Here is a 21357-nt window from a genome sequence, read left to right as displayed (position 1 = left end):
ATTTCATAGACACCAAACACACACTTCCTTCGATTATAGAATTGAGGAAGTGTTTTTTCTATGCACAAATCCTCCATCTTTCCATAAGAATAGGAGAATCCAAATGAACTATATCAAAGCGATCAACGCCTTCTACGATCACCAGGAATTCAACCCGCTAACTTCTGCCGCCATCAACCTTTGGCACAGCCTCATGCATGTGAACAACAAATCCCGTTGGAAAAAAGAATTCACGGCTTCGATGACCGTCCTTTGTCTGAAATCCAACTTGAGCGAGAGCAGTATTAGGAAAGCGCGCAAGGAACTCGCGGAGAAAGGGTATGTGACGTTCACTTCGAGACCAGGCAACCAAGCTCCTATCTATCGGATTATCCCTTTATATGAAGAAATGGACAGCGAGAACGACAGTGTGGAGGAGAACAGTGGCGACAAGTCGAACGGCAGCGATACCGGCAAGTCGAACACATTAAATAAACAAAACGAAACGAAAGAAAAAGAAGCAGTAGTAGAAACGCCAGCTGAGAATCCCCACCATTTTTACGAAAACAACATCGGGACATTGTCGCCGTTCATCGCAGAAAAAATTACTCAGTGGTGTGAAGAGATGTCTGATGAACTCGTCATCCAATCGATGAAGCTTGCGGTCGAGAGCAATAAGCCTTTCTTCAGCTATTGTGAAGGCATTCTGAAACAGTGGCAGCAAGCAGGCGTCCGCACCCTGAGAGGAGCGGAACGAGCGCAGGAGGCTCACAAGAAAAAGAGGACGACGTCGAAGCATGGGAAAAATAAATCCGTGTTCGATAAGTTGAGAGAGGAGGACCAGGTATGAAGAGAGAAGAAGCCATCGAGGTGCTCGAGACGATCAGTGAATTGTATCCGCAGAAATTCGATATCACCGAGCGTGTCGCGAATATGCTGATTCCGAAGCTGTTGGAAATGGATTATCAAGGGGTGATGGCCAAGCTTTCCGATTTCGCCGTCCGCAGTCCGTTCCCACCGACCCTCGGAGAAATCGCTGTTTATCAACCTGAGGATAATCCTCACTTGGAGCAGATGAAAGTGTGGGAGGCGGAAGCAGCCGAAGTATCTGATGAGATCCGCCAGCGGTTCATGGACAAGCTCCGTTCACTGGCAGAGGAGAAGTCTCATGAGTCATAATGTACAGACAGAACAGGCCGTGTTAGGTATTTTTCTCGTAGACGGGGAGAAAATCAAGCAGACAACGCTCGCCCCTGAGCATTTCTCCCGACATGATCATCGACGCATTTTCCTAGCGATGCAGCAGGTGGAAAACAACGGAACACCCGTGGATATGGTGACGGTCACAATGAGTCTCGGAGATGAAATCGCCCAGGTGGGAGGCGTGAGCTACTTGCTCGGGCTGGCTGAATCCGTCCCGACGACCGAGAACTTCCACTTCTATGAAAAACTCCTCGTCGAATCCTACACCAACCAACAAATGAGGCAGTCGGCGATCAAGTACATAGAGAACCCGAGTGCTGATGCACTGCTCGGCTTGAAGCAACAGCTACACCTGATGGATCAGAACCCGGAAGCGGATGAGCAGACGGTGAAAGAGCAGCTCAGTGACATAGCTATGGAGATGATCTCCTCACCTGTACAGACGGGTTTAGCCACCGGATTCGAAGACTATGACAAAATGACCGGAGGCGCGCAGCGTGGTGATTTGATCATCGTTGCTGCCCGACCTTCGATGGGGAAGACCGCCTTCGCCTTGAATATCGCCATGAACCATTGCAAGAACGGAGGAGCCGTCGACTTGTTCAGTCTGGAAATGGGATCCAAGCAGCTGCTACAGCGGATGATTTCTTCAGAAGCACGCATCGACGGCCAGAAGTGGCGCAGTATGTGTTTCTCCGCCGAAGACTACAAACGTTCTTTCCACGCCATCGGGGAAATCGCCGAGTGGAACCTGTCCATCCACGAGCGCCAGCAAACCGTCCAGGACATCACGACGAAAATCAGAGCCTCCGTAGCTTCCGACCCCGACCATGATCACATCACCATCATCGATTACCTGCAACTGATGAACGTCAATGGCCGCTATGAACGACGCGACCTCGAAGTCGGCGCCATCACCCGCGAATTGAAGCTCCTCGCCCGTGAACTCAACATCCCGATCATTCTTCTCTCCCAACTCTCCCGAAGCGTCGAACAACGACAGGAGAAACGCCCGATGATGTCGGACTTGAGGGAATCAGGCAACATCGAACAGGATGCTGATGTCATCAGCTTCTTGTACCGCGATGACTACTATTCTCAGGAAGGCAGTGATGTGGTGGAGGTAATTTTGAGGAAGCAGAGAAATGGTCCGGTGGGGACGGTGATGTTGGGATTTGAAAAAGAGATTGGGCGTTTTGCTTGACCTAGGTTTAATGAGAAAAAATATATAGAAATTCTTTAAGTATATTTTGAGTATTCAAAAGCAAGAAAAGCCTATTTTGTCGATTGCGATTGACTATGATGTTATAGTAAAATGGATAACTCCATAATAATGCTTTAACACAAATAACTATTTATTAAATATAACATTTTATATCGTAGTTGATATTGAAGGTAGGTGGGCATTGTGACAAATGCTATTAGAACATTAATCATTACATCTTGTACTGGTGAAAAGAAATTCAAACCAGACAACCAATTATTACAGGACGATTTTATGTCTAATTCAAAGCTTGCAACAAGAGAGAAAGAATTAAAAGAATACCAAACAAACGCAGGTGATTTATATACTGGAATGCAGCACTTGAGGTTAATGGAAGGGATAGAAAATCTTAGGAACACATTGGGGAAAAACATTGTTGATTTATCCATTGTCTCAGCAGGCTACGGATTAATTGATGAAACGAAAAAAATAGTTCCATATGAGGTTACCTTTAATACCATGAATAGTAAAGAAATAATAGATTGGTCAAATCATTTAGAAGTTAATTCTTCTTTAGAGCATAAAATAAAAGATTATGATTTGGTAATCTTTTTATTAGGTGACAAATACATTAAATCTTTACAGTTACCAATTGACAAGGTTAAACCTGAACAAAAATTAGTCTTTATAGCTAGTAAGACTAGTAAGAAACTAATTCCTAATAATAGTCAATATTACTTTTTAGAGGTAGGCCAAAATGATGCTAAGGAATTTAGTTATGGTTTAGTGGGGCTGAAAGGGTTATTGTTTAAACTACTGTCTGATGAAATGGTTAATAAAGGTGAAGTAACTTTTAAAGATATTTATAACAATCCTAACTTAATAATGGATTTATTAAATAGTTATAGAGTAAAGAAACCAACGGTTGACCAACTAACATTTTTTGATGAGGAAGATAATCAAAGAAACAAAAAGAATAACAATGATATACAACCTTCTGGTAGTAAATTAGCTAAGAAAAAAAATGATAATCAACTTGTCCAAGTTGATGTTAATATTCCAGAATCGCAGCATGCACGGAACTATGGAAAGCATTCACTGAAATTCTTTATGCCAGAAAACGATGATCGTGTTGATCCAAAATTTAATTTTATTAGTGAGGAACATACAAAGGATAGAAATCCAGTTTTAGATGATGTTTATGCTCATGAAATATATAACAAACCTAATTGTGATGGGGTTCTTATTTCAAAAATTAATATCGATCAATCAACAAAAAGAAAAGACCAAATCTTAAATGCAGGAGGTTTGCATAAGTTTCTAAGACTCCCATTAGATATTCCATTATATGGAGATTGTGGGGCGTTTAGTTATATTCAAGATACAGTTCCTCCTTATGAGACAGATGAAATCCTTGAATATTATCAACAACTGGACTTTGATATAGGTACAAGTATTGATCATTTAATTATAGGTAAAATGGCTGAAGATGAAGAGTTGCGAAATTTCAGATATAATTTAACTTTAAGGAATGCAAGGGATTTTATCGAAAAGCATAAACAAGGTAATTATACATTCACTCCATCTGGTGTTGCCCAAGGCTGGGATGCTGATTCGTACTATAATTCAGTAAAAGAACTCATAGATATGGGTTACAGTCATATTTCACTTGGCGGTCTTGCCAGAACACCATCTGGGGTATTATTAGAAATTTTACAAACAATAGCACCAATTATACCAGATTACCTAGAAGTTCATTTATTAGGAGCTGCGAGGTTAGAATATCTTGATGTTTTTCATAAGCTAGGTGTGACGTCATTTGACTCCACAACATTCCTTAAAAAAGCTTGGGCCTCTGCCAGTGGTGGAAATTACTTTACTAAAAATAGGAAGAAATATGCTGCAATTCGGATACCACAAGCTGATGTTAAAAAGAATGCTAGAGCCAAGGAAATCATTAATCGTGGTGTAATAACAATTGATGAATTAGTACAACTAGAACAGAACTCTTTACAGTTTGTTAGAGATTTTGATAAAGGGAATTCAAATTTGGAAGATGCAGTTGAGACTGTACTAAAATATGATTCATACTTTGAAACTTTAAAGGATTATAAACAGAAGTATAAAAAGATGAAAGAAGTAAGAGACAGATATGTAAGCGGAAAGTTAAATATAGATATGCAGGAACTAACTAATATTGAAAAAGGTATCATGAAAGAGATGAAAGACGTTGCTAAACTACATGACATACTAGAATTCGATAATCTTCAAGTTGGAGATATAGGTTTTAATTCGTTTGTAAATATAAATAAAAGTGTCATAAAATCAAACCTCGACGAAGAGGCTTGCAATTTTATAAATAAGGTAGCTCTATATGAAAAAGAAATTATTGAAGCAGAAAATTTATTTATATTAGATTCAACTTTAAAAGATTATTTTAAAGAGAACTATGATCGTGTATTTAATGAGAATAAACTTAGACCTCTTTATCAACAAGTATTGTTAGATAAACCCTGGAAGAATTGCGATTGCACGATATGTGATGGAATAGGAGTAGAAGTAATTATTTTTCGTGGAAATAACAGAAATAGACGAAGAGGTTTCCACAATACCTTTGTATTTTATAATCAATTACAGGAAATAGTGAATTAAAGTGAATTAAAGAAGATCAGGTACTGATCTTCTTTAATTTTTATGTTTTATTTAAAAAGGTATTAATAAAATTATCCAAAAAGTAACTATTGCAAAAACATGGGGTATAGTTCTTGCTTAGGAATGTAAATAACTAAAAATGGTGATTAATTTGAGTACATTAAATATCGATAATGTAATGAAAATCCAAAGGGAAAATAGCAGAGTGATTTACTATACAGTTAAGACTACTGAACAAATATTACAGTGGAAGGTACAGGCGATAAATACAGCAACTTTATCTTTTGAAGGGGTGGTGGTTATTTCGTGTGAAGATATAAGTGAAAATTTAAAAGATGATTCCTTAAATCTTAAATTAGCGAGCCCACGTCTCCTTAACAGGTTAGAAAATAGTGAAGACGAACACTTAGTGATCTTTAAAATAGAGAATACACCTGAATTTTTACTTAATACATTTATGAGTAGTAATGTTTTAAGTAATTTGGTTGAAGTAAGCAACGCAAAATTAAGCAAAAACACTTTAAAATTAATTACTTATTCAGCATTAGAAAAGTTGCTTTATGAAGTTTTTGATTTTCGTTCAAATATAGAAATGGATGTAGAAAAACTCGGAGATGATTTTAAGTATTATTTTGAAGAATTGGTTAACCGAAATGCTGTTTATTTCCCGGATACGTTACGGGAGATACAAGCTGTTAGAGACAAAACAGTAGTACAAACTTTGAATTCTTGGTATATATTTATACGTTTTTACAGAGAAACGGTAGAAGAAGGAAAAGAAATCATAGTTCCTGATTTAACAAAAAAAATTAATTATAAAAATTGGAAAGGTTCCTTTTTTGATAGAGACAATCCTATATGGGAAGAAATATTTGAATCTTCTAGACTGCACTACCCATCTCCAAAGAATAAAGCGAAAATATACAAATATTGGTTGAATCTAACGCAATGAAAAAACCTCCTTATTAGGAGGTTTTTTTATAGGAAATATATTTCAATTAAATAGATTATAATGTATAATCTATTTATCACGTATCTTCACGTATCGAAATAAGCCGATTAGTTTATATGAAGAAGGAGGGCCTTGATTTGGATTTTTATATTAGTTGGTCACATAGTGATGCACGATTCAGTGATTATTTTGAATATTGCCCTACGTTAGTTTCTGCTGTGAATAGAAATAAAAATGTATTTAAAAAATTAACCAACTATCCAAGTAAGTTAATAATTGACTCTGGAGCAGTATACTATTCTAGAAAAGGAAGAAATAAGCTTAAGGAGATTTTTGAAATGCAATTGTCTTTAATAGAGTCGATGCCTGAAACAACACCTATAAAGATTGTTCATTTGGACGAACCATTGCTAAATAGAAATACATTATCGGAAAGGTATGAGTCCGTAGAGAGAACTCTTTTTAATGCTTTAGAACATATGAATTTGTTTGAACGGAATGGATTGGATAAGAATGTTTCGCTAATGGGGGTTATCCAAGGTTTTGATTTTCCGAGTATTAAATACTCTATACATGAACTTAAAAAAATGGGGTATAAGCACTTTGGATTAGGGTCCATGTTAGATAAAAGTCCCAAAGAACAAATTGAATATATAACTTACGTTTCGAATATTGTAGGGCCTGAAAACCTACATATCTTTGGAGTTACAGGATTGGAACAAATTAAGGAAATGGCATCACTTGGTGTTGAGTCATTTGATTCCAGTAGGCCTTCGATGGCTGCGGTGTATTTCCAAATCATGTATAGTGAACCATTTCGAACATATTTGATTTCTTCAACAAGAGTAAATAAAACACAAGAAAAAATAGATAAACCTCTTAGTTGTGATTGCCCAATCTGTATTGTAAATCCTGATGAAATAATAAACACAACTCACAGAAGCTTTACGAAAAAACGTTCTATTCACAATTATTATCATCTGGTTAAAGAAATAGAAAAAATAAAATCTAGCGTAGAGATCTGTTAGGAAAACGTCTGCAATCAAAATGAACTAGGAGGTTTGTTGAGAAATGTCATTGTTCCAATTATGTTATGGCCCGGAAATTCATTCTATATTTCATACCATTCAGTCGTATCCTAATATCAGAAAAGAAGAATTAGTTAATAAGTTTCAGTATAAGCAGGATGGGAATATTGATTCTTTAATTGAAGAAACACTTCAATTTCTTGACTCTTTAAAAGTTATTAATATAAATGAAAATAAAGAAATAAAAGCTTGTGAAACCAATCTAGATGTAGTCGATATCTTGAAAAAGCTTAATTTAATATCTGAAAGGTCAAATAATCCTGGTGATCCTAATTATGTGTTCACTAATATATATATTGATCTTTTTGTGAAACCAAATCAATTGTTTATAGGAGACCTACATTATGAAATTAACAAGCATTATGAACTAGTTTCAATTAGTAAGGAAAAAGTTAACGCTTGGAAAAGAATGATGGAGTATTTTGGTTTGGGTTATCGATATAACGGTGGATTTTATGCTTTACCTAATTATAATTTGTTAAAAAGTATTATACGTAGAATAGGGAAATGGGATGGACCATTACAACAGTTTTTCGAAAGAGTTATTTATCCTATTATTCCTTGTCTTTATAAGGGAGACATTTATCGTGGTATAGTATTCGGGTTATTATACCTTAATAAAGTGGGGCTTGTTCAATTATCGCGTAAACAAGATATTCCATTCGGAAGTTTCGGAGGAAATAATGAATGGAACTGGATAACAGTAAGGAGTGAGGGTGAATGATACCTTGTCTAAATAAAAAGTCTATAAATAATTTATTTAACACTGCAGACCAGAGATATAACTTTTCTCCTGAATTTTTCCGTGACACTCACCATCCACAAATAATGAATGTATATAATAATAACGAATTAATTGAAAAAATAACCGATACACAATTATTAAAAGAAATAGAAGAGGATCAATTAAGTGGTAACAGAATATATATTCTGTACGGATCTACTGGTTCTGGTAAATCAGAATTGTTATGTTGGATGAGAGATCAGTGGGAAGTTAGAAATCAGAAGAGACCCATTATAAGAATATCCCGAAATGAATTAAACCCACAATTATTAGTTAAAAAATGTTGCGAATCCTTAGGTGTAAAACAAGAAGATGTAGTTATAGATGAGAGTAAATGGGAGTTGTTAGTAAATAAGCCAATCACTATTATCAACCAAATGGTATGGTCAGCAATGTCAGAAATGTATCAGTCAGATGAGGAGATCGTTCCGGCAACCATGCTTCTAAGGCCGATAATTGAAAAGAATGTATTAGAATTTGGTAAGCAAATTAAAAAAGGAAAAATACAAAAACCGTTGGAAGTTATATCTGAAAAAGACTTTTTGGAAATCTTAGATAGTACATCACTTTCGGTTGAATTAAGTTACCATAAATTTAGAAGTTTACTTATTAAGAAACTTGATGAATTTTTATTCCAAGGAACTAATATGAGCTCCATTTTTAAACAGTTATCTGCAATGCTTGCTAAAAATGAGGTTCGACCAGTGATTCTAATTGATGACTTAGTTCAGTCTATGAATCTTTATTCTGCTGAAATACTTGACTATTTCATTACATTGGAGGATGGGAATTGGGATGTAGTTATTGGTTTAACTCCAGGTGTTGTTGTAGATGATGATAACAATACCGAATTAAAGAATAGAATCAGAAATCTCGATACTATTAATGACCGTGTAAAAAAACTTTGGTTATCAGACGAGTCAGGGAAAAATTTTTTCACAATAGACAGTGAACAATCTGTTAAATATTTGGGTAATTATATAACTGCTATAAAAAAATCTAACGGATATGCATGTTCAAATAGTTGTCCACATGCTAATTCTTGTAAAGAACTGTTAGTAGGTTCAAACGATACTTTGGAAGAGTTTCCTCTAAACAAGGGGCTTATTAGTCATATATATGAATCCGTTCCTGAAGGGAAAGGATTGCTTAGACACATGATTATGAATTTAAAGGAAATACTTACCTTTATTAATGACGGAAATACAAATAAAGTATCTAAAGTTGAAAAGTTTTTTGAAAGAAATATATATGCTGAACATAGTAATCCTTTAATTAAGACACTTGCTGAAATGTATGGCGATAATAGTTTTGAAGAAATTACCATTCCTCAGAAGATGCTTCATCATTTTGATTTAGAAAGCGACAGTGTCACGGTTAGAATTCGCAACTTATCTGGATTAATTCAGACAGAATCAATAAAAGAAGACTTTATTTCAAAAAATGATAATTTATCGAAATACGTAAGGGACTGGTTGGAAGGGAGGAAGGTTAACGCCCAACTATTGGAACCGTTAAGAGCAAGTGTGTCTGGCATTGTGAATGAATTAGTTAATGGAACTTCAATTGGTAAAGAACATACACCCAGAATGGTAAAATCAAATTCTGTTGTGCGACGAACTGAGGTAATAAATAGGCACAAATACCCTATCTCTATTGCGGAGAGTGACAAGTCACAAATAACGATTGTTAAAGATGTTAACCTGTTTAAAGTAATCAACTTCCATGATTTGAAAACTAAAGATAAACCGTTACTATTCAACGAGATTTCTAATGATTACAATGTATCTGAATGGATTTATGAGGGAGAAAAACTAAAAGAAGAATGGCGAGCGGATTTAAAAAGTCAACTTGGTTTAGAACTGGACTTCTTTGCTTATCAGTTAAGATCTTATGTTCAAAAACTTAAAAAACTATCCAAAGATGAAGCTTTTATACAAATTGTCTCACCAGTTACTTTTGAATTAACTGAGACCATAGAGGAGTTATTCTTAGATTGGTTTTCATTACGTGACAATATGCTTGACTATAATAAATTAGATACCATGTCTGAAGATCAACATTTTGAGAAATGGTTATTGACTATTAACCCACCTAAATCGTTAAATAAATATAGTATCAAGGGGACTCCATTGCAAACGTTTCTTTTGAATTTGCAGTCTGATATAAAATTGTACTACTTAGAATTAACACCTTTTGTCAAAGAAAAGGTTTCAGAACTAGAGTCAGTTAAACCATTTATAAAATTACACTCACCAGATACTTATCAAGAACTACAGACACTATCCCAGAATATTAAGAGAAAGATATCGCTTAATAGCGTCTTAGAATTATTGAAAATGGAAAAATGGTTTATAAAAAATTATAGCGATTATTATGTGCAATGGAAGAAACAGCAGAAAATAATGACTAATATGAAACAAATTCTTCCTTATGTGGGTAAGGATGAAGTCATACCAAAAGATGTTAATACTATTGAGACTCTACAAAGTTACATGTTAGACAATTTAAAAATTCGCAAACAAGTTTCTCACCATTTAATAAAACTGCTTGAGGATGGTAAAACTGAATTACCAAAAAAGCAATGGAAGGGTATCTTGCGTGATTTGGATAGTTTATCACCTGAGTTATTTGAAAAAATAATTATTCATATGTCTGTAAGAAACTAAAATAGTAATTTTGCAAAAGAGTTTGGAGTAATCCTTGCTCTTTTTTTGTATTTATTATTTGGTGTCACATGACAAAAAATGAATAGTATCCCCTATTATGACTAATGATAACAATTTTTTAGGATAAATGACATATGTCACTGTAATCTAGTATAATAAAATAAAAGATTATTATTGTACGGTGGGGGACTATATATGGATAACTTAAAAACCGGAATGTACATAAGATGTTCTATTGATCAAGAATTTCCTGATGAACCGCGTCGGTTTGCTATGGGACAAATTACAAATATTGATCCAATATACAATGAAATATCCGTTTGTTTCTATGGTGAAAAAGGGTTATTAAAAGCATATGAAATAGATACTAACAAAAAATACTTTGCAGAAGAAGTAATAAGATCTGAAATAAAACAAAACACTGTCGTACAAGTTGGTCAAGAGGAAGCAGAAATCATTGGCTCTTTAGCTGATACCAAGGATGGGTATTATCAATATTTCATATCAACTAAGCAGAAAGAACAACAAAAGGTTTTGGTTATTTCTGAACAACACATCACCGCTCCATTTTCAGCACAAGATATATCACCTATGAAACAATTCCAAAACTACGAATTTCACAATCCTATATGGTATCAACATAGGCAGATTGTAATGAACTCAATTCAATCGCTTCGCAACGCGACATTTGGATTTGAGACCTTAATAGGTTCTCGAGTCTTTTTAATGCCACACCAAGTGGATACGATTATTCGAGTGCTTTCTGAGAAACAATGTCGCTTTATGCTTGCAGATGAGGTTGGATTAGGAAAGACAATCGAAGCTGCCGTAATTAAAAAAGGACTACAACAACGGATTTATCAGTTAAAAGTTATTATATTAGCACCAGAATCACTCACTTATCAATGGCGTAACGAATTATCTTACAAATTCTGGGAAGATATTCCGGTTTGGGAAGATGAAACAACAACATACGACGATCAAATAATCTTTCCAATCGAAAAGGTGAATACACCTGAAGGAAGAAGAATCTTAAACGAGAATTGGGATTTGAGTATTGTAGATGAGACACACCGCTTATTAAAAGCACCTGCAATATATGAAACGCTGTTAGCTTTTAGTAGACGTGTGCCGCATCTATTACTATTAACAGCTACCCCAATTCAATACAGAAGACTGGAATATTTAAAACTACTTGCTCTATTAGAGCCTACGAAATATATACAGATGAGTGAAACGGAGTTTGAACAATTATTAGATAAGCAAAGTTTTATTTCGCTAAAAATTCATGCTCTTGTTCGTGATTTGGATGATTATTATCGGGATGAATTAGCTGAAGACTATGTTGATGACTTAGAGGAAATTGCCGAAGAATTAAGCGATCCAATTCTCGATGATTTAGTAGAAAACATTGATATAGAATCCGATGATGAAGGATACTTAGATGTTCAACTTGCGATGGCATATATTGCGGAGCATTACCAGATTGAACGAAAAATCATTCGACATCGCCGTAAAGAATTAGAAAATCAACTACAACCGCGCGAGTTAGATACAATACCATATACATTCAGTGGTTCAAATCAAGGTTTTTATGAATTAGAAACCTATGAAACCTTGTTAAATTACTTGGAAATGATTACGGAACAATCAAATGAGGATACTGCTATTGGCGAGTACATTCAACTTTATCTATCTGCAATGTTTAGTTCAGCATTTGCATTATCCTCTGTCATAGAAAAGCGAATGCATTTCTTATCAGGTGATAGACAAGTAGAGAGGACTGGTATCGATCATGTGATCCAGACGATTCCTAGTTTTGATGAGGAAGGTTCTTTGTTAGAGGGTTTACATACGGTAACAAACCAATGGGTTAAAGCTAGCCGTTCGGAGTTCAATCGATTAGAGGAATTGTATGATGACCCAGATTTAATTAATGGTAGATTAATGAAGGTAATTGATTATTTGTCAGAATCGATGTCAAATAAATTTATTATTTTCACGAGCTGGACTGAGACATTACATCCTTTAAAACAAGTACTAATTAAGAAATTTGGCGAAGATAGTGTGCGTTCTTTCCACAAAGGATTGGATGAAACTACACTACAACAAAATGCAAGTGACTTTCAAAGCATGTCACAAGTTCGGTTTATGATCTGTGATGAACTGGGTGGTGAAGGTCGTAATTTCCAAATGGCAGACGAAGTTATCCATATTGATTTACCCTGGTCCCCGTCTCAGTTAGAACAACGGATTGGACGGTTAGACCGTATTGGTAGATCAAAAGAAGTGGTGTCTGTTGTTCCATATGCGATGGATTGCTTAGACGAAGATTTATTTAAGTTATGGGAGAGTGGCCTGAATATTTTCCATGAATCATTAAGTGGTCTCGAGATTGCTTTAGGTGATATCAAGGAAAACATCCAAGAAGCTTTAGTGCAAAACTTGCGTTATGGAATGGAATCAATTATTGAAAAAATGCATGAATCTTTGCAAGGTATGCGAAAACGTGTCGAACAAGAGCGCTATTTTGATATGGCAAGACAACTTGATCAAACGGTGGAAGAACATTTGCTCACCTTGATCGATAATTTTGATGGCGCTAATGGTAAAAAGCTAGGCGATACGATGATGGCCTGGTCCTCGCTAGCAGGATTGCGAGGTAAATATGGTGAAGATGGCAATATAACAGTTTTCGATTCGGGTAATGTAAGTATAAAGTCAATGAAAAACACGTTATTTGTTCCACCTGATATGAAAGAAGCACATAAACGAGCGAAACGTACCGGTGAGATTCGTGGGACATTTGACCGGAACTATGCAATTAAACGGGAAGATTTAGTGTTTTATGCACCGGGTGACCCTTTCTTTGATGCGATTATTAATAATGCATCGCAGTCAGAATTAGGCAGATCTTGTGCATTTATAAAAACTGATTCTGAATTGGATTGGAAAGGTATGCTTTTAACATGGTCAGTACAAATCGATCCTGTTCCACTATTTAACCTTGGAGAATCATCGGAAAATTTAATGGCAGCCCAAGGTTATTTACCACTGGAGCCAATTACACATGCCATAGGCTATGATGAAGAAGATAATGCTCCAGAAGAATTGGTGAGAGAAGTAATTTGTAATACACACGAAAACGGCAAGTCATTGCACCATTTAGGAAAACGTGGCAATGGCCAAGTTGATGTGTTTAAAGAGCGTTTTGATAAAGAAGAATGGCTGATTCAAACAAATCGTGCTTATGAGGAAAGCTATCAAAAACTTAAACAGCAACTCAAACAGTTGATTGACATAGATCGAGCGAAGATGGATTTCCAACAAAAAATCCATGGATTGCAAGCTTCCAACTTGTACTACAACCGGACGAACCAAGAAAACTCTCAAGAGTTAAAGCGTCTGGAATTAATCTATGGTGCAATTATGCAAGGGTTAGAGAATCCGAAGATTACACTCGAATCAATTGCATTTGCTTGGTTGAAAAAATAATCGTGACGATAATAACGAGGTGATAAATTGGAACAGTACATAGACATTGTTGAGCTAGTAGTCTTGAAGTCTATCGATACTGCTAGAGCAAAGCAGCAAATCGATCGTCTAGTAAACGATCTAACGACTGCTCGTGAACAATCAAAAGCAACATGTGCTTCTCGACTTGTTCGGTCCTTGCATAATATTGAAATGCAAAATGGAAATGATACTTGGTTTGACTTTGCTGTCCATTTGCGACAGTTTATCTTGATGCATCAGTATCGCTTGCAACTTCATGCTGATCTTGCAGAGCAGTTAAGACCGATTGCCTCTGAGATGTTGTTGTCCATTGATAGTCTGCATGAAGTAAATGCAGTGGAACAGGCGCCAAGTTGGTTTACGGATGCTGGTCAACTTCGATCTGTGTATCAGTTAGAAAAGCGTCGTGAACAGCGTCCTCAAATTGGTGATAGCGTTTTGTATCAAGCAACAGGTTATTATGAATACTCATCCCCTGAGCAGAAAGCATTGATTCGTGCTAGTTTTAACATGAATGAGGGGGAGACACTGTTAGCTTGTTTACCTACAGGAGGTGGCAAGAGCCTTATTTCCCAACTCCCTGCTCATTTTAATACAGGTGGTGGAACAACACATGGTAGTATTGTTGGATCTGGTACTACTATTGTTATCGTTCCAACGGTTGCTTTATCAATTGATCAGGAGCGCGCCTCTCGGCGTTATTTCACCAATGCTATTAGTGAAGAATATATGCCACAGGCTTATTATGGTGGGATTAGTGATGACAAACGCAAGATCATTAAAGAGGGCCTGTTAAATGGTACGTTACCATTATTGTACACTTCACCAGAGGCTGTATTTAATAGTAGTCTATATCAAATCATCTTGGATGCTGGACGACATAACCGGATTTCTCGTCTCGTTATAGATGAGGCCCATATTGTGGTTGACTGGGGCGGAGGGTTCCGTACAGATTTTCAACTGCTTACCTTGTTTCGAAGAAAGTTATTAGCTGCAACAAACGGCAAATTACGTACATTATTGTTTTCAGCAACATTGACAGATTATGCGACCAGGACACTTCGTAAACTATTTTCCGAGGACGAAAAAATAACTGAAATTCGCAGTGATTCATTGCGTTTTGAACCAATATATTTAGTCGATCGCCCGAAAAATGAACTAGAACGTGAAGAACGTGTGTTAGAAGCACTCCCACTTTTACCACGGCCGATCATTTTATACGTGACAAGTCGTAAAAGTGCAAGTGAATGGGAACGACTCATTAAACAAAATGGTTATCGTTCTGTAAAGACATTTACTGGGGAAACAGGAAGTAGTGAGCGGGAGTCGATTCTTCGGCAATGGAATGACAATGAGTTAGATATTATTGTTGCAACCTCTGCCTTCGGAATGGGGGTAGATAAGCCTGATGTACGTTCTATTGTGCACTGTTGTATCCCAGAAAGTATTAATCGTTATTTCCAAGAAGTGGGTCGTGGTGGTCGTGATGGTTATGCTTCTATTAGTCTAATAAGTTATATTGAAGATGATAAGCAAGAGGCTGCGTCATTAACGAAGAGTTCGGTTCTAAAAACAGAAAAGTTAGCAAAACGATGGAAAGCTCTAAGGTCTACTTCTTACGATCAAGTTGCAGGAGACAAATTGTGGCTAAACATGAGTGCTCGTCCAAACTATTTAGTAGACCAAGAAACTGGAAATCAAAATGTGAATTGGAATGAAACAGTGATCCTATTTTTATACCGCTGGGGTCTAATCGACATTTTAGATGTAAGGAAAGATGATCAAACAAATAAAAGACAGTTGTTGATTCATTTGCTTGATTTAGAAGTATTACTAGATAGTGAGCAGTTAATAGCTAAAATAGATCCATTACGTAAGAAGGAACGTATGAGATTGAACTATGAATTTAAGCAAATGATCGACATGATTGATGATGCCACTGATCAGTGCTTTGGTGAAACCTTTCAAGAAGTCTATCCGCATACACAGGAAAGTTGTGGGGGGTGTCCTGCTTGCTTTGCAAAAGGTAATGCCCCTTTTTACCGTGGGACTTTAACTGAACGGATCAATGCTTTGAACCGAGAGGATATGCCGCTAATCACAGGTAAGGTAGGTCAATTTCTAGGTGCATACAATGAATTGTTTGTGACTAACCAAGCCAACATAGTGCAAGAAAATAATCTGGATACAGTAACAAATTATCTGAACGAAATGGTTGCGTCGCGTATAACTACTATTGTGATTCCTGACTTTTTCTATGAGAAACGGAAAGAAATTATTAAGAACCTGCTTGAAGAAGCACCAATTAACTATATTGTCATTACATTGAGCGAGTTGTTCCAACACGAACATTTATATGATATTGCTGGAGTAGTGGCTATCTTATATCCAGTAGATGAAGTACAAGTAACGGAAATATATAAATGGACACAAGCTTATGTGAATAAAACAGAACATAATAAAATCATCCATATCGCACCGAAAGATACGTTCATTTTTGGTGAACGAAAAAAACTAGGAGAATTAGTAGATGGAAATGAATTTAATGGTGAGTTGCTAATCCAAGCAGAACTGGGAGAAGAAGAATTTATTTAGGTGGTGTGAACATGCCTTTTATTGAACGATTAACCAATGAAACCACCCCGAAACGGGTGTATGCTTATTTAAAGTTAGTAGATGAAAAAACGATGAGGAAAGAAGAAGTAGTCAATTACTTGCAACCGAAATTTGTGGATAATACTAGCTTTATTGCAAATAAGGTTTACTCTTTTGTTAACAACGCCCAGTTAATCTCAGAATCAAGTGATGGCAACATCAAGTTGGATATTGATCGAAAAGAAATTGCTACAATGAAAGCTTTTCGTAAAATAATTGCCAAACGTGTGTTTCAACACGAAGACTATATGTTTAGCCGGTTTACGAGTTGGTACCTGATGCGAGGAGAAAAAGTCTTTGAGGAAAATGCAGAAGCGTTAGAAATTGCATTTAATCAGGAATTGAATGCCGACCGTACTTTACCTAATGAATACAATAAAACGAATATTACGGGTTGGCGGACATGGGCAGCCTTTCTAGGGTTTGGTTATATTCACAATAAAGTACTGATCCCGAACACAGCAGTAAGGTTACACGATTTACTAATCGATGCAAATATTCCTAAAGATAAAAGTATGCCGTTAAAGCAATTCATGGACTGGCTTCACCTTGCTGCACCTGAACTAGACGGCGGAAAAATAAATGAAGTAAATCAAGGTGATTCACCGTACACCAAACAAACATTATCGCTGGGTTTATCTAGTGGATTGCGTGCCTTACATGATCAAGGTCTGCTTGAATTGAAATATGTGTCCGATGCAATTGATACATGGTACTTACAAAAGGCATCGCATGATATTACTGATAAAGTATCTGAAATAACGATAAGGGGTGTGGAGATATGAGAGAACTACTAAATAATTCTTCTAAATATCTGTCTCGTATTTCAGATATTATTCGCACAGATGCCACTTATATTTCAAAAGAAAACTTTCTTGCTACACATACACCGTTTACAAATCTTGGTTATGTTAATAGTGGCATTATCGATTCTCGGTTAATGCATATGAGTGAAGAATCTTTCATGGATAAGCAAGTACTACAAGCAAGAGAGGACCACCAATTCATCATTGTTCAAGGTCATAATGGTTCAGGGAAATCACACTTTATTCGTTGGATTAAAGAACGTTATGAAAATGAAGTATCGCCAGATGAGGAAGCGACCTTGTTTATTTCTAGATGGCAAAGTACGCTTCGCGGTGCACTCGAACAAATTATCGAGTCCGATATTTTTAAAGGTAGTGAAACAGCAGATCAAATAAAAAAGTTAATTCAAGCGAGTGAGCATTTAAGTGATGATAACTTAAAGCGAAACATTATTCACCAATTTGCGATAGCTGTTCAAGATGATGAAGAAAACCAGCAAGTCAAGATCTCATCAAAAGACAAGCGAAGACTGTATGCTTTTTTAGTTGATTCGGAAATTCAAGAGTTTATGTTTAGAGAAAAAGGTCCGATTGATCGAATCAAACTGAAACTTTCTGCTGAGGCGAGTAATCAAAAGTTAGTAGATGTGACACCACGGTTTCTCCCCGAGGATTTTAAGGTGAATCAAGAACAATTAGAAGCGATCAAACGAGCTAACCCTTCTAAAAAAGCGTTAAAATTGTTAGAAACTCTTCATCTCTATGATGAGAAGAATGACTTAAAGCAACAACTTGCATCTTACCTAAATCAGTTTCTTGATGAAGTTGTTCAAAAATGTACAAACTTACGTGGGTCTGATCTAAAAGATGTATTCTTGCGCTTACGGGAAGAGTTAAAAGAACAAGGGAAAAAATTGACATTGTTCATTGAAGATATTACCTCATTTACCGGGATTGACCGAGCACTTGTTGAAGTATTGGTCACCGAGCATCAAGGAAATGACGGGGGAAATCGTTTTTGTCGTATTTTTTCCGTCGTCGGGATTACAAATGAATATTATAAAAACTCATTTCCTGATAATTTAAAAGAACGTGTTACCGGTCGTGTGTTTATTGATGAGGCAACCTTTACTGATAAAGATAAAATTGTTGAAATGGCTGCACGCTATATTAATGCGATCTATGTGGACAAAGAAGAGATTGAGCGTTGGGCTAGAGACGGTGGACAAGAAGAGAATTTACCTGTTGCAACCCCGTTTACCCAACAGCAATGGGCAAACTTTGAATTGCAAGACGGAAGAGTATTACCGTTATATCCCTTTAATAAGAACGTGTTACTGAAAATTTTCCATGGGTTAGAAAACAAAAATAATCGAACACCAAGAATGTTTTTAAAAGATGTTTCTTATGTGCTTCATGAATATTTTAACCAAGCGCCACAAAAGCAGTTTCCATCGGGGATTACCGATTTCTCGAAAAAATTTCAAATTCCTAGTTGGAAAGATCCACTTAATGCACCGCGTTTTATTGAGCGCAAGTCTCCAAGACACCAAGAGCGATTGGCAACATTTTTGCGATTGTGGGGAGATCAATCGATAGAAACACGGCAAGAAAACGGGGACAAAACAGTAGGGGGACTACCAAAAGAGGCGTTTGACGCGTTCAGTTTACCTTTTCTTGCAGGTGAAGTGACAGAGGTTAAATCCGGTGGTGATGATGCAAAGAAAAATAAAAGTCCCGGTTCAGGTGGTAAACCTCCTACAGGTAATAGTCATATGGGCAATGAAAAAAAGACTGAGCATCCTGTTCCACCTGTGCAGAAGCCACAAGCAGAGGCAAAGTCAAAAGAGCAACAAGAGTTTGAAAAGTTACAAAAAGAACTGGAAAATTGGATGAATGGAACAGGTCAACTAACAAGTATCCGCCTATTTCGGGAAGTAGTGTATCGAGCTATTATCGACTTTATAGACTGGGAAGCAGAGGAAGTGGCAGTTCCGCTTGTCAAGCATCACCTGAAGACTACTATGTTTAATTTTGAAGCGCAAAGTGCCCAACCATCGACGAAAAATTATCTGTTGATACCGAGAAACAGAGATGCGTATTATGCGCTATTAGGTCTTGCTGCATTTACTAAATTAGGAAAGCGGTCATGGGCATTTGAAAATGCGACTGATTTTATTCTGCCATTATATAATTGGCTTCAATCCTTTCAAGAAGAAGTGATTGCGTTTGTGTCTAGGCCTGAGGAAGTATCACATGATGAATGGACGCTTCGGAAATGGGGGATTTTAACAAGATATTACTTGGAGTCTGTTGGTGGAAACATACCTCCCCATGCATCAACGAAAGTAATTTATGAAGCCATTATGAATCCTAGACTCCCTGAAATTACTGAAGAACCTCATCGATCAAAAGAATGGTCTCTGCTGCAAAAAAAATTAAAAGGTGCAAACAAGCACTTTACGATTTATCTCGACTTCTTTACACAATTTGATAGCTGCCCTCAAGGAGAAATCACAGCAGATACAAAATCAAATTACTTTGATGCAGCCGAAATACTATCTGTAATCAATGAGTTAGACGAGCAGGATTGGGAAATGGGCTATTTACCGGAGCCGGAAATTACCACAGAAAGTGAAAATTCAGCACGAATGCGGTATTTGCATATGCTGGATTTGCTTAAAAGAGCGATTCCAACAGCATATGATGCGGAAAAACAGACCCTCAATCAACTGCTCACATCTACCGAAGAATATATCGGCACACCAGCAGATGCCCAAGCATTAAAACAAACCTTTACTGAAATGAGAAGCATGTTAGCCTACCTAAATCAAAAAAATGAAAGATATGCTTCCGGTGAATTTGCAGGTTTAGAAAATGGCAACTTAGATGCGAGTAAATTATCTGAGATCCTGTCACGAAATGCTACATTAGATAATGCTAAATTACATGAAGGCGTACTTCTTTTGGCTCAAAATCCATTATTACAATTACAACCATTTGTGGCGACATTTTTGAATATGGACAAATTACTCGATCGTATGCATGACAAGTATGAGAAGAAACGAACAAAAGCAGAAGAAGAATTAAAACAGCAAAAAACTGAAGTTGTAATTAAAAATTCTAAGCAAGTTTTGGCCGACCTTCACAAAGCACTTACTGCACTTCATCGGGAGGAGGATGTCCGTGTTAACCGATAAAATTGCAACAACAAAAGATGTGATGGAGCAAGCAAAGGTTTTGGATGACAAAATCCAACAGCATCAAAAGTTTGTCGAATTTGATCAGGCTGTCACAAATCTTAACCAAAAGGTTTTACCAATTATTGATGCAATCTCAACATTACATCAATATGACCATATATACTTTACGAAGCTTGATCTTGGACTTGTGATTTCCAAGTTGGAAAACACTCTGGAAACTTTTGAATCAGAACCGAAGAAAGGTCAGTTAATTGGGATAGGAAAAGAGATCGAAGAAAAAGGAAATACCTATAAAGAAAAGTGGCATGCGTTTTCGACGAGAGAGATGGAAGATGCAACAAGAACACTAAAATCAATTCGTGGTTTAGTCGAGGACAAGAAAGAAATCGATGATATTATCACATCCCTAAGAAAAATTGCTCAGCGATGGCCCGTGACAGAAAAAAATGTAACGTATTTTGATCGCCTTTTACAAGATGTAAAATCAAAAATAAACAATTTGCAAGTTAGTCCATCGATTCAAGCGTTTTTAGAAAAGGTGATGAACGAACAAGCAAGTTTATCCGATATCACGCCAGAAATAGCTGACTGGCTTCAAGAACAAGACTTCTCGAATAACCTTATAATAAGTTTCAAGAGGGGATAG

13 protein-coding genes are annotated in these 21357 nt (G+C 36.4%); all 13 read left to right on the top strand.

Annotated elements, in window-relative coordinates; genetic code table 11:
* Positions 1-103 precede the first annotated feature (103 nt).
* The 13 genes from J0K78_RS03375 to J0K78_RS03315 all read left to right on the top strand — a co-directional run bounded on the left by J0K78_RS03375 (position 104) and on the right by J0K78_RS03315 (position 21357).
* Positions 104-829: a DnaD domain protein gene (locus tag J0K78_RS03375; RefSeq protein ID WP_206945383.1), complete on the top strand. Its 726-nt coding sequence runs from the start codon at positions 104-106 to the stop codon at positions 827-829.
* Positions 826-1158, top strand: a complete 333-nt coding sequence (locus tag J0K78_RS03370) for a hypothetical protein (protein ID WP_206945382.1) — start codon at positions 826-828, stop codon at positions 1156-1158. The genes J0K78_RS03375 and J0K78_RS03370 overlap by 4 nt, the downstream gene beginning before the upstream one ends.
* Complete coding sequence (dnaB, locus tag J0K78_RS03365) at positions 1091-2386, top strand: replicative DNA helicase (protein WP_242517681.1); 1296 nt, start codon at positions 1091-1093, stop codon at positions 2384-2386. The genes J0K78_RS03370 and dnaB overlap by 68 nt, the downstream gene beginning before the upstream one ends.
* Before the next feature lie 204 nt (positions 2387-2590).
* Positions 2591-5038 carry a tRNA-guanine transglycosylase DpdA gene (dpdA, locus tag J0K78_RS20235; RefSeq protein ID WP_206945381.1) on the top strand — a complete coding sequence of 816 codons (2448 nt, stop codon included), beginning with the start codon at positions 2591-2593 and terminating at the stop codon, positions 5036-5038.
* 151 nt (positions 5039-5189) lie between these two features.
* The gene (locus J0K78_RS03355) at positions 5190-5990 is read left to right on the top strand and encodes a hypothetical protein (protein ID WP_206945380.1); all 801 of its coding nucleotides are present in this window, start codon (positions 5190-5192) and stop codon (positions 5988-5990) included.
* Between the two features lie 137 nt (positions 5991-6127).
* Positions 6128-7018, top strand: coding sequence for a tRNA-guanine transglycosylase (locus J0K78_RS03350; protein WP_206945379.1), 891 nt, complete (start codon positions 6128-6130; stop codon positions 7016-7018).
* A gap of 43 nt (positions 7019-7061) precedes the next feature.
* Positions 7062-7802, top strand: a complete 741-nt coding sequence (locus J0K78_RS03345; protein WP_206945378.1) for a hypothetical protein — start codon at positions 7062-7064, stop codon at positions 7800-7802.
* Positions 7799-10531 (top strand): hypothetical protein, encoded by a 2733-nt coding sequence (locus J0K78_RS03340; protein WP_206945377.1) that lies wholly within the window; start codon positions 7799-7801, stop codon positions 10529-10531. The genes J0K78_RS03345 and J0K78_RS03340 overlap by 4 nt, the downstream gene beginning before the upstream one ends.
* Positions 10532-10726: 195 nt before the next feature.
* Positions 10727-14026: an SNF2-related protein gene (locus tag J0K78_RS03335; protein WP_206945376.1), complete on the top strand. Its 3300-nt coding sequence runs from the start codon at positions 10727-10729 to the stop codon at positions 14024-14026.
* Positions 14027-14053: 27 nt separating this feature from the next.
* Positions 14054-16642: a protein DpdF gene (gene dpdF, locus J0K78_RS03330; protein WP_206945375.1), complete on the top strand. Its 2589-nt coding sequence runs from the start codon at positions 14054-14056 to the stop codon at positions 16640-16642.
* Between the two features lie 11 nt (positions 16643-16653).
* Entirely contained in the window at positions 16654-17487 is an 834-nt protein-coding gene (locus J0K78_RS03325) for a hypothetical protein (protein WP_206945374.1), read from the top strand.
* Positions 17484-20708 (top strand): hypothetical protein, encoded by a 3225-nt coding sequence (locus J0K78_RS03320; RefSeq protein WP_206945373.1) that lies wholly within the window; start codon positions 17484-17486, stop codon positions 20706-20708. Before J0K78_RS03325 ends, J0K78_RS03320 begins: the two co-directional genes overlap by 4 nt.
* Positions 20695-21357 carry a hypothetical protein gene (locus J0K78_RS03315; protein ID WP_206945372.1) on the top strand — a complete coding sequence of 221 codons (663 nt, stop codon included), beginning with the start codon at positions 20695-20697 and terminating at the stop codon, positions 21355-21357. The genes J0K78_RS03320 and J0K78_RS03315 overlap by 14 nt, the downstream gene beginning before the upstream one ends.

The organism is Halobacillus sp. GSS1, assembly GCF_017307035.1.
GTDB lineage: Bacteria > Bacillota > Bacilli > Bacillales > Halobacillaceae > Halobacillus > Halobacillus litoralis.
This window is presented reverse-complemented; position numbering and strand designations above follow the sequence as displayed.

Bases quoted from the DNA above. Each gene is read 5' to 3' on its own strand.
- J0K78_RS03375 (WP_206945383.1), top strand. From the start codon at position 104: ATGAACTATATCAAAGCGATCAACGCCTTCTACGATCACCAGGAATTC.
- J0K78_RS03370 (WP_206945382.1), top strand. From the start codon at position 826: ATGAAGAGAGAAGAAGCCATCGAGGTGCTCGAGACGATCAGTGAATTG.
- dnaB (WP_242517681.1), top strand. From the start codon at position 1,091: ATGAGATCCGCCAGCGGTTCATGGACAAGCTCCGTTCACTGGCAGAGG.
- J0K78_RS03345 (WP_206945378.1), top strand. From the start codon at position 7,062: ATGTCATTGTTCCAATTATGTTATGGCCCGGAAATTCATTCTATATTT.
- J0K78_RS03340 (WP_206945377.1), top strand. From the start codon at position 7,799: ATGATACCTTGTCTAAATAAAAAGTCTATAAATAATTTATTTAACACT.
- J0K78_RS03335 (WP_206945376.1), top strand. From the start codon at position 10,727: ATGGATAACTTAAAAACCGGAATGTACATAAGATGTTCTATTGATCAA.
- J0K78_RS03325 (WP_206945374.1), top strand. From the start codon at position 16,654: ATGCCTTTTATTGAACGATTAACCAATGAAACCACCCCGAAACGGGTG.
- J0K78_RS03320 (WP_206945373.1), top strand. From the start codon at position 17,484: ATGAGAGAACTACTAAATAATTCTTCTAAATATCTGTCTCGTATTTCA.